A 10,738-nucleotide genomic window follows, 5' to 3' on the forward strand; every position below is an offset into this window, starting at 1 on the left:
GGCCGCCGGGTCCGAACCGGACGGTCAGCGCGGGGTCGAGCGGGGAATCCCGAGCGGTGCCGTCGGCGGATCGACCAACTCGGGCGCCTGCGGCTGGCGCGGCGCCGTCTCCACCTGCGGCGGCGCCGGCAGGGCGTCGCCGGCCACGCCCAGCTCGGCGAGCTTGCGCGCGCTGACCAGCACCCGCGCCTCCAGCGAACCCACCGCCCGGTTGTACGCGGTCACCGCCCCGCCCAGCGCCCCGCCGAGCTTGCCGACGTGTTCGCCGAGGGTGCCGAGCCGGCCATACAGCTCGCGGGCCAGCGCGTGCACCGCCACCGCGTTGCGGGCCAGCGCCTCCTGCCGCCACGAGTACGCGACCGTACGCAGCAGCGCCACCAGGGTCGCCGGGGTGGCCAGTACCACGTTGCGGGCGAAGGCGTGCTCCAGCAGCGTCGGGTCGCGTTGCAGCGCCACGTCGAGGAACGGGTCGGCCGGCACGAAGAGCACCACGAACTCCGGGGACTGGTCGAACGCCGTCCAGTAGGACTTGGCGGCGAGCGCGTCGACGTGCGCCCGCAGGTGCCGGGCGTGCGCGTCCAGGTGCCGGTCCCGGCCCTGCTCGTCCCGGGCCTCCATCGCGGTCAGGTACGCGTCGAACGGCGCCTTGGCGTCTACCACCACCGAGCGGCCGCCGTGCAGCCGGACCACCAGGTCGGGGCGTACCGTCTGGTGCTCGGTCGCCGCCGTCACCTGCTCGGAGAAGTCGCAGTGCTCCAGCATCCCGGCGGCCTCCACCACCCGGCGGAGCTGGTGCTCGCCCCAGCGGCCGCGCACCTGCGGGGCGCGCAGTGCCGCCACGAGCTGCTTGGTCTCGGTACGCAGCTCCCCGGAGACCGAGGTCATCGCGCGAACCTGCTCGCGCAGCTCGGCGTACGCGTCGACCCGGTCGTGCTCCAGCTCGGCGACCCGCTGCTCGTAGCGGCGCAGCGTCTCGTGCAGCGGCGCCACCGCCCGGGCCACCGCCTCCTGCGACTGGGCGGTCGCCTCGTAGGAGAGCGCCCGCATCGACTGCTCCAGCCGGCCCTCGCCCTCCCGGGTCGCCCGCAGCGTCGCGTCCAGCCGGGCGATCTCGGCGGTCGACCGCGCGGTCGCGGCGAGCCAGCCGATCACCCCGCCCGCGACGAGGCAGACGATCACCACGGCCACGGTCGAGAGGTCCACCTCACAGAGCATGCCAGGCGCCGGGCCGCGTGGCGCGGGTACTCGCCGGTGGTGGGTACCGTGGGGTGATGGGTGAGGGGATCTGGTTCCTCCTGTTGGTACTGCTGCTCGTCGGCGGGCTCCTCTGGTGGCGCCGGGAGAGCGCCGCCCGGCAGGCCCGGGAACTCGCCGACGCGCGGGCCGAGGCCGGTCGCTGGTACGAGCGGCTCGGCGGGCAGTTGATGAACCTGCACGGCACCGAACCGGCGGTCCGACAGGCGCTGGCCGACGCCGGGGAGCGGTACAACGCCGCCGGCAGCCAGCTCGAACAGGCGCGCAGCGCCCGACAGTACGAGCTGGTCCGGGAGACCGCCCTGGAGGGGCTGGCGTACGTCCGGGCGGCCCGGGTGGCGCTCGGCATCGATCCGGGGCCGGAGCTGCCGCCGCTGGCCGCCGCCCGGGGTGTCGGCGCGATCACCGTGCCCAGGGAGGTGCAGGTCCAGGGCGAGACGTTCCGGGCCGGGCCGCATCCGGGGGCGGCGACACCGTACTACTACCCGGGCGGGCGGATGCGGGGCCGGCCGGTGCCGGCCGGCTGGTACTCGACCCCGTGGTGGAAGACCGGCCTGGCGGCCGGCGCCGGGGTGCTCGGCGGCATGCTGATCGCCGACGCGCTCTTCTCGCCGGCCTTCGCCGACCCCGGGTACGGCCACGACGCCGGCTCTGCGGAGGGGTTCGCGGACGGCGCGGACTACGGCGACCCGGGCGGCGGCGGAGACTTCGGTGGCGGCGGGGACTTCGGTGGCGGCGATTTCGGCGGCGGTTTCGGTGGGGGAGACTTCGGTGGCGGAGATTTCTAACGGGGGAGATTTCTAGCGGTACGCTCCGGTTGTCCCGGCGGTCGTTCCGGCCGTCGGGCTAGCTGCCCGGCGAATGGTAGGGCTGACGGGATGGTCCTCGCCAGCGTCGGTTGGCAGAGTCGTCGACTGTGAGCGTCGACGTGGAAACCGTGGAGACCGTGGGGAGGCGCCGGCTGGTGATTGCCGGACGCTGGCTGACCAGCCTGGCCGTGGCGGGACTCGGGGTCGTGGCCGTGACCGTGACCGCGCAGTCGATCGACCGGTTCCACTGGTGGGCCGGCTTCGTGCTGGTACCCGGGGCCCTGATCGCCGCCTCCGGCGGGCCGCTGCTGACCCGTGGCGGCGGGCGCGCGTTCGTCGGATACCTGCTCGCCTGCGTCGGTGGACTGGTCTTCGCGGTCGGCACGATGTTGATGCTCGGGGTGATGGGACGCGGCTGGCCGGTCATGATCACCCTGCCGGCGCTGGCCATCGTCGGTACCTACCTGTGGCGGTCGCCGGACCCGCTGCCCCGGGCCTTCCATCGCACCGTCGCGCTGCTGGGGCTGAACGCCGCCGCGCTCGGGGTGACCTTCCTGCTGCTGGTCAACGACGTAGTGGACTTCGGCTCGGCCGGCTGGTGGGGCGCCTTCATGATGGTCGGCAGTGTGATCATCCTTGCCAACGGGCTGGAACTGCTCCGGCACCGGATCAGGTACCGGGCCCAGGCCGTCACCCTGGCCGTCGGCCCGGCGGTGATCGCCTTCCTGCTGGGGCTGCGCTTCCTGCGCGACTGGCCGTTCCAGTTCTGAGCGCGCGGCCCACAGCCCGCTCAGTTCAGGCGCGGCGGGCCGGGCAACTGTACACCCGTCGACCGAGGCTACTGCTCACATCTGGTCACCCGGGCGTACGATGCCCGCCTCGTATGCGAAGACCACTACCTGGACCCGGTCCCGCAGGCCGAGCTTGCCGAGGATCCGGCCGACATGGGTCTTCACGGTCGCCTCGGAGACGGTGAGCAGCCCGGCGATCTCGGCGTTGGACCGGCCCCGGGCCACCTCCGCAAGTACTTCCCGTTCCCGGTCGGTCAACCGGTGCAGCCGCTCGTCGACCGGGGACCGGCCGGTCGACGGGTCCGGCAGGTGCGAGGCGAAGGCGTCGATCAGCCGCCGGGTCACGTTCGGCGCCACCACCGCGTCGCCGGCCGCCACCGCGCGGATCCCGGTGAGCAAGTCCGGCGGGGGTACGTCCTTGAGCAGGAACCCGCTCGCCCCGGCCCGCAGCGCGGCGAAGACGTACTCGTCGAGGTTGAACGTGGTGAGCACGAGGATCCGGGCCGCTTCGCCGGACCCGACGATCCGCCGGGTCGCCTCGATGCCGTCCAGGATCGGCATCCGGACGTCCATCAGCACCACGTCCGGGCGGAGCGTACGGGTCATCGAGACGCCCTGCGCACCGTCACCGGCCTCGCCGACCACCACCAGGTCGGGCTGGCTCTCCAGCACCATCCGGAAGCCCAGCCGGAGCAGCGGCTGGTCGTCGACGAGCAGGACCCTGATGGTCACGCCAACTCCCCATCCCGACCGGTCACCCCGGGACCACTCTCGACCACCCTCGACCACGCCGTCACGCCGTCTCCTCGTCGTCGAGCCGCACCCGGGCCCGTACCCGCCAGCCGGGGCCGTCGGGGCGGGGCCCGGCCTCGACCTTGCCGCCGTACGCGGCGGCTCGCTCGATCATCCCAGCCAGCCCGTGCCCACCGGGCGACGCCGGTGCGGCGGTACGGCCGGCACCGTCGTCGAGGATCTCCAGGTGGAGGCCGTCCGGCCGGAGGTAGAGCCGGATCCGCACCTCGGCGGCCGGGCCGGCATGCTTGAGGGTGTTGGTGAGCGCCTCCTGGACGATCCGGTAGACGGCGAGCCCGGCGCCCGGACCGCTGATCAGCGGTGTGTCCTGCACGGTCAGCCGGACCCGTAGCCCGGCGGTGCGGACCTGTGCCACCAGCGTGTCCAGGTCGTCGAGGCCCGGCTGTGGTGCCCGGCCGACCGCCTCGTCGCGGAGCAGGCCGAGCAGCCGGCGCATCTCGCCGAGCGCCTGCCGCCCGGTCGCCGACACCTGGGCCATGGTCTCGGCAGCCCGCTCCGGCGCGGTGCCGGCGGCGTAGCTGGCGCCGTCGGCCAGCGCCACCATCACGGCGAGGTTGTGCGCCACGATGTCGTGCAGGTCCCGGGCGATCCGGGCCCGTTCGGCGGCGACGGCGAGTCGGGCCCGCTGGTCGCGTTCCCGCTCCAGCCGGCGGGCCCGCTCCGCCAACTCGGCCAGGTACGCCTGTCGGAAGCGCACCGTCACCCCGAGCAGCACGGTCGCGGCGAGGCCGAAGGTGATGAAGCCGAACGAGGTCCAGTTCGGTTCGCCCGGCAGGAGGAGGATGATCGCCGGCCCTTCGGTCGCCGCGACGATCGGCCAGACGTGGCGCTGTGGGCGGTACCGGGCGACGGTGTAGATCGCCACCGCGACGACAAGCTCCGGGTGGATCCCGTCGACCCGGATGCCTACGAAGAGCGTCGATACGATCGCCAGGCCGTACACCGCCCAGCAGGTCAGGACCGGGGCCCGTCGGCGCCAGACCAGCGGGGCGTGCACGGCGACGAACCACAGCCAGACGGCGACGCCGGTGCCGGCCAGCGCCACCGGGCCGCTGGCCAGCCCGATCAGTACGACCAGACCCGCGTCGACCCACCGGGGATTCCGCCGGAGCAGGCTGCGTGCCCGGCGCGCGACCGCCGGAATCACCGGTCCGTCAGCCGACGCGGTGTCGGGCGCTGGGGTCGTCCCTCCAGCCGGCGCGGTGTCGGGCACCGGAGCTATCCGTCCCGGCGGCGCAGCACGGCGACCCCGCCGAGCAGCAGCAGACCGGCCCAGCCGACCAGCACCGCGGCGGCGGGGCCGGGGGACAGGGTGTCGAACGGGCCGCCGGCACCGTCCAGGGCGTACATCGCCTGGCCGGCGAGGGTCGGTACGTATTTCAGCACCGCCTCCTCCCGCTCGCCGGGCAGCACCGGCCCGAGCAGTGCCGGTACGACCATCAGCAGCACCACCAGCGCGGTGATCGCCCCGGCGGTGTGCCGCAGCATCGCACCGATGCCGAGCCCGAGCAGCCCTATCAGGGCCGCAGATCCGGCCGCTCCGACGATCGCACCCGGCACCCCGGAATCGCCGAGACCGGCACCGTCCGGTCCGAGCGCTGCCTGGCAGACCAGGAACGCGGCGAGGCAGCCGACCGTCAGCACCGGTACGGTCACCCCGGTCAGGGCGACCGCCTTGGCGGCGAGCACCGGCCAGCGCCGGGGTACGGCGCTCAGGGTGGCCCGGATCGTGCCACTGCCGTATTCGCCGGTGATCTGGAGTACCCCGAGAATGCCGATCACCAGCATCAGGAAGTCCATCGGCAGGAACGCCGTCCCGACCGCGTCCGCCGTGGTCGGGGCCGGGTCGCCGGACTGCACCGAGCGGCGTACGCCGTAGCCGATCGCGCCGGCCAGTCCCACCGCGAGCAGCAGTACCGTACCCAGGGTCAGCCAGGTGGAGCGGAGTGAGTGGAGCTTCGTCCACTCCGACCGGACCACCCGGGCGAACGTGATCCTCACCGGTACTCCACCGCCTCCCGGGTCAACTCCATGTACGCCTCCTCCAGCGACGCCCGTCGCGGCGTCAACTCGTGTATGGCGAGCCCGCCTGCCAGAGCCAGATCCCCGATCCGTTCGACGCCCAGCCCGGCGGCATGGAACACGCCCGGCCCGACCGGGCTCAGCGCGGCACCATGCGCGGTGAGCAGGTCCCCCAGCTCGGTGGCGTGCGGCGAACGCACCAGCACGCTGCCGACGGCGACCCGGGCGATCAGTTCCGCAACCGTGGTGTCGGCGAGCAGCCGCCCCCGGCCGATGACCACCAGGTGTTCGGCGGTCACCGCCATCTCGCTCATCAGGTGGCTGGAGACCAGCACGGTACGTCCCTCGGCGGCCAGCCCCTTGAGCAGGTTGCGTAACCAGAGCACCCCGTCCGGGTCGAGCCCGTTGACCGGCTCGTCCAGGATCACCACCGCCGGGTCACCGAGCAGTGCGGCGGCGATCCCGAGCCGCTGGCCCATCCCGAGGGAGAAGCCGCCGGCCCGGCGGTCGGCCACGGCGGTCAGCCCGACGGTTTCCAGCACCTCGTCGACGCGTCGCCGGCCGATCCCGTGTGTCTGGGCCAGCGCCAGCAGGTGGCTGCGGGCACTCCGCCCGCGATGCGCCGCCGCGTCGAGGAGTGTACCGACCTGGCAAAGCGGCGCCGGGTGGTCGCGGTAGGGGCGGCCGGCCACCGTCACCGTGCCGGCGGTCGGCCGATCCAGCCCCACGATCATTCGCATGGTGGTGGACTTGCCGGCCCCGTTCGGCCCGAGGAACCCGGTGACCTGGCCGGGTGTGACCGAGAAGGACAGTTCGTCGACGGCGAGGGTGCCGCCGTAGCGCTTGGTCAGCGCCTGTACCTCAATCATGGCTCCGACGCTAGGCGCGGCCGGACCGTCCGCCGACCGCCGGAAGGCTGGTCGTCGACGTCCCGGCCGTACGCCTGAGGTCGTACGCCGTGCCGCTAGCGGCGGAGCCGCCAGGTGAGGCCGTGGCCGTACGGGTAGCGGAGCGTCGTCGGGTCGGCCGGGTCCGGGACGCTGACCGGGAGCTTGCCGCGCGGCGCGACCTCGCCGACGAGTACCCGGGTCAGCGCATCCATCGACGCCTTCGTGTAGCCGAACGTGACCAGCTGGGTCGGTACGTCGTCGAAGTGCCCGACGTCGTACGCGTCCCGCACCGCGACGACCACCACCGGCCGGCCGGTGGCGGCGAGCGCGTGCACCAGCTTCTGCTGCCGGGCGTTCGGGTCGGTGACCGTGGTGTCGAAGGACTTCTGGGTCAGCACGACCGTCAGGTCGTTGGCCTGGGCCGCCGCCACCGCCTCGGCGATCTTCGCGTCGTTGGGCAGCCCGGTCGGCAGTGTGGTGGTCCGGTTGCCCCGGGCGGCCAGCCCGGCGGCGAGGGTGCCGACGTTGTCGAATGCGCCGGAGTTCCAGCCGGTGACCAGCACCGACCGGTCGGCCCTCGGCAGCGGCAGCAGCCTCGCGTCGTTGCGTACCACGGTCACGGTCCGGTCGGTGATCTTCCGCAGTTCGGCCTGATGGGCGGGCTGCCCGACCACCCGCTCGGCGGCGGCCGGATCGACCGACGGCACTCCGTCGAGTACGCCCCGGCGCTGCTTGAGGGTGAGGATCCGGCGTACCGACTGGTCGATCCGGGCCTCGGTGAGTTCGCCGGAGGCGACGGCGGCCAGTACCGAGTTCACGGCCAGGTCGAGGCTCGGGGGCATCAGCAGCAGGTCGGCGCCGGCCTTGAGGGCGAGTACCGGGACGCGGTCGTCGCCGTACTTCTGCCGTACTCCGGCCATGCCGAGCGAGTCGGTCACCACCACGCCGCGGAACCCGAGCTGGCCCCGGAGCAGCCCGGTGAGGATCGGCGCGGATAGCGTGGCCGGATCGCCGGAGTCGTCCAGCGACGGTACGACGATGTGCGCCGTCATGATCGTGTCGACTCCGGCCGCGACGGCGGCCCGGAACGGCGGTGCGTCCAGCCGTTGCCACTCGGCCCGGCTGTGGTGGATCACCGGCAGGTCGGTGTGGCTGTCGTCCCGGGTGTCGCCGTGCCCGGGGAAGTGCTTTGCGGCCACGCTGACCCCGGCACCGGACTGGAAGCCGACCACCTGGGCGGCGGTCATCCCGGCCACCAGCAGCGGGTCGGAGCCGAAGGAGCGTACCCCGATCACCGGGTTGGCCGGGTTGACGTTGACGTCGGCCGTCGGCGCCCAGGCCTGACCGATGCCGACCGCCCGCAGTTCCCGCCCGGTGATCCTGGCCGCGGTGTACGCGTCGACCAGGCTGCGTCCGGCGCCGAGCGCCATGTTCCCGGGGAAGAGGGTGGCCGGCGCCGGCAGCCGCTGCACGATGCCGTGCTCCTGGTCGGTGGAGATGAGCAGCGGAATCCTGGAGCCGCTGGCGGCGGCGCTCGCCTGGAGCCCGTTGGAGAGCGTGGCGATCTGCCGGGGCGAGTCGAGGTTGTGTGACCAGGTGAAGTAGATGACCCCGCCGAGGTGGTACTTCGCCACCACCTCGGCACCGGTGTCCACTCCGTACGCCTGCCGGTTGGCGGCGGCGTCGGCCGCGCTCGGCGCGGTGGCGGAGCCGCCGTAGACGTAGGTGGCAAAGAGCTGGCCGACCTTCTCCGGCAGGCTCATCCGGCCGATCAGCCGGTCCACCGGGGATCGCCCGGCAGTCTGGCCGGGGGATGCGGCAGTCTGGCCGGGGGATGCGGCAGTCTGGCCGGGGGATGCGGCCTGGGCGGGCGGGCTGGCGCCGCCGGCGGCGAGCAGCGCGATCGTGACGGTTGACGCCAGTAGCCGGCTCCGCATCACACCTCCAGGTGATACATCCGACTCTATAAATTAGTTGGCTCGGCGGCAGCGGGCAAGAACCTTCCCTGTTATTGCCAAGAGCGAAGGAAACCTTCATTCTGGTCGTGCCTGACGAGATCGGTCGATGACTGACACGGAGGTGTGGCGATGCGCCGTCGGAGGATCAGCACGACCGTGCTCGGTGCCGGATTCGGCACTGCCGTCCTGGTCACGGCCCTGGCCGTACCGCACCCGGCGACCGCCGGCCCGAAGGTCGGTCAGTTGCTGACCGGCCCGGAGGCGGGTCAGGCGCTGACGGAACCGGAGGTGGGTCAGGCGCTGACGGGCGGGCGGGGCGGGGGATGGCACGGTGCGGGATGGCGGGACGGACCGCCGACCGTCGACCCCGCCGACGTCCGGTTCGAGCGGCGTACGCTGCGGACCGGTCGGCCGCAGGAAGTCGGCCTGCTGCCCGAGTACGTCGACCGGCTGCGCACCGACGCCGAGGCGTACCTGTCGCCGACCCCGGACCACCCCAACTTCCCGACGTACGCCGGGGCGGTGCTGCTGGCCGCCAAGGACGGGGTGGTGGTCCGGCACGAGGCGGTCGGCACGGCGGTGAAGTACAGCGAGGTCGGGGCCGCACCCGGGCGGGTCGGTGTCGAACTGCCGGCCGACCAGCAGATCCCGATGCGCAAGGACACCATCTTCGACCTCGCCTCGATTTCCAAGCTCTTCACCACCGTGGTGGTTCTGCGTCAGGTCGAACGCGGCACCGTCGAGCTGGACGCGCCGGTGGTGCGCTACCTGCCGGAGTTCGCCGCCGGAGGCAAGGAGGCGGTGACCGTACGGATGCTGCTCACCCACACCGGTGGGCTGCCCGCGTTCGCCCCACTGTGGAGCCGGTACCCGACCCCGGAGGCACGGGAGGCGGCCGCGCTGGCCACCCCCTTCGCCGCCGGTGCCAGCCCCGGCAACCAGTACGTCTACTCAGACCTCGGGCTGATCGCGCTCGGCGTACTCGTGGAGAGGGTGACCGGGAGCCCGCTGGAGGAACTCGTCGCCACCGAGGTGACCGGGCCGCTGCGGATGGTCGACACCGGCTACAACCCGGCACCGGCGGTACGGCCCCGGATCGCGGCCACCGAATACCAGCCGTACGCGGACCGTGGCATGGTCTGGGGCGAGGTGCACGACGAGAACGCCTGGGCACTCGGCGGGGTGGCCGGGCACGCCGGACTCTTCTCCACCGCCAACGACCTGGCCATCTTCTGCCAGATGCTGCTGAACGGCGGCGAGTACCGGGGCGCCCGGATCCTCCGTGAGTCGACCGTGCGGGACATGCTGGCGAACTACAACGCACACCTGGAGAGCGGCTATCCGGAGAGTGACCGGGGGCTCGGGGTCGAGCTGCACAAGCACTGGTACATGTCCGGGCTCGCCTCACCGGTCACGTTCGGGCACACCGGGTTCACCGGTACGTCGATCGTGGTCGACCCGCTGTCACACACCTTCCTGATCCTGCTGACCAACCGGGTACACCCGGATCGGAACTGGGGCAGCAACAACGTGGCCCGGCGGGCCCTGGCCCGCGACCTGGCGTACGCGAGCCCGGTCCGGTCGCCGCTGGGCGGCACCGCCTGGCGCGCGGACGACCGCGACGGCGGCAGCGTCACCCTCACCGCGCCGCTGCGCCGCGCCGCCGGCCGTGCGTCGGTGGCCAGCTTCCGACTCTGGTACGACACCGAGCCGCGCTACGACGTGCTGCACTTCCAGACCTCGGCCGACGGTGGCGAGACCTGGGCACCGGTCGACGTGACCCTGGTCGGCCCGGCCGGGCGGTGGACCGCCGAGGGCTCGGTCACCGGCTACGGCGGCCGGCGCTGGTGGCAGGCGTTCGCGGAACTACCCGCCCGCACCACCGACCTGCGCTGGAGCTACACCACCGACGGCAGCGCACAGGGCCGTGGCGTGTACGTCGACGGCCTGCTCGTGGTCGGCACCAACGGCCTGCTCTTCTCCGGCGAGGGCACCGACGCCACCCGCTTCACCGCCACCGGCTGGACCCCGTCCCCCACCTGACGCGCTTCGCACGCGATGGGCCCTCAAGATTCTTGTTGTGCTGCGGTTAGCCACGCGCCACAGCACAACAAGAATCTTGCGCGCGGTTGTCCACAAGCGTGTGGGCCGGGGTTGTGGGGCGGGGGGTGGGGTGCGGAGACTCGCGGGGTGGGTGGGGT

Annotated in this window: 9 protein-coding genes; 3 read left to right on the forward strand and 6 right to left on the reverse strand. The window is 72.9% G+C overall.

What is annotated here, in order from left to right; genetic code table 11:
* Window positions 1-24 precede the first annotated feature (24 nt).
* On the reverse strand, window positions 25-1,203 hold the full coding sequence (locus tag ABNF97_RS07405; protein ID WP_502930460.1) for a DNA recombination protein RmuC: 1,179 nt from the start codon (window positions 1,201-1,203) through the stop codon (window positions 25-27).
* A 68-nt stretch (window positions 1,204-1,271) separates the two neighbouring features.
* Between ABNF97_RS07405 and ABNF97_RS07410 the strand changes: the two genes are divergently transcribed.
* A complete protein-coding gene (locus ABNF97_RS07410) occupies window positions 1,272-2,042 on the forward strand; it encodes a BAR domain-containing protein (protein WP_349338045.1) in 771 nt (256 codons plus the stop codon).
* A gap of 128 nt (window positions 2,043-2,170) precedes the next feature.
* Complete coding sequence (locus ABNF97_RS07415) at window positions 2,171-2,833, forward strand: hypothetical protein (RefSeq protein ID WP_349338046.1); 663 nt, start codon at window positions 2,171-2,173, stop codon at window positions 2,831-2,833.
* Window positions 2,834-2,908: 75 nt separating this feature from the next.
* Here the strand turns inward: ABNF97_RS07415 and ABNF97_RS07420 are convergent, their stop codons facing one another.
* The 5 genes from ABNF97_RS07420 to ABNF97_RS07440 all read right to left on the reverse strand — a co-directional run bounded on the left by ABNF97_RS07420 (window position 2,909) and on the right by ABNF97_RS07440 (window position 8,516).
* Window positions 2,909-3,586, reverse strand: coding sequence for a response regulator (locus ABNF97_RS07420; protein WP_130464927.1), 678 nt, complete (start codon window positions 3,584-3,586; stop codon window positions 2,909-2,911).
* 61 nt (window positions 3,587-3,647) lie between these two features.
* Entirely contained in the window at window positions 3,648-4,814 is a 1,167-nt protein-coding gene (locus ABNF97_RS07425; protein ID WP_165436868.1) for a histidine kinase, read from the reverse strand.
* Between the two features lie 71 nt (window positions 4,815-4,885).
* On the reverse strand, window positions 4,886-5,668 hold the full coding sequence (locus tag ABNF97_RS07430) for an ABC transporter permease subunit (protein ID WP_165436867.1): 783 nt from the start codon (window positions 5,666-5,668) through the stop codon (window positions 4,886-4,888).
* Window positions 5,665-6,558, reverse strand: coding sequence for an ATP-binding cassette domain-containing protein (locus ABNF97_RS07435; RefSeq protein WP_130464925.1), 894 nt, complete (start codon window positions 6,556-6,558; stop codon window positions 5,665-5,667). Before ABNF97_RS07435 ends, ABNF97_RS07430 begins: the two co-directional genes overlap by 4 nt.
* Window positions 6,559-6,653: 95 nt before the next feature.
* A complete protein-coding gene (locus ABNF97_RS07440) occupies window positions 6,654-8,516 on the reverse strand; it encodes a glycoside hydrolase family 3 N-terminal domain-containing protein (RefSeq protein ID WP_130464924.1) in 1,863 nt (620 codons plus the stop codon).
* Between the two features lie 150 nt (window positions 8,517-8,666).
* Here ABNF97_RS07440 and ABNF97_RS07445 point away from each other — a divergent pair, with 150 nt between their 5' ends.
* Window positions 8,667-10,580 carry a serine hydrolase domain-containing protein gene (locus ABNF97_RS07445; RefSeq protein WP_349338047.1) on the forward strand — a complete coding sequence of 638 codons (1,914 nt, stop codon included), beginning with the start codon at window positions 8,667-8,669 and terminating at the stop codon, window positions 10,578-10,580.
* Window positions 10,581-10,738 lie beyond the last annotated feature (158 nt).

The organism is Plantactinospora sp. B6F1 (genome assembly GCF_040120695.1).
Taxonomy (GTDB): domain Bacteria; phylum Actinomycetota; class Actinomycetes; order Mycobacteriales; family Micromonosporaceae; genus Plantactinospora.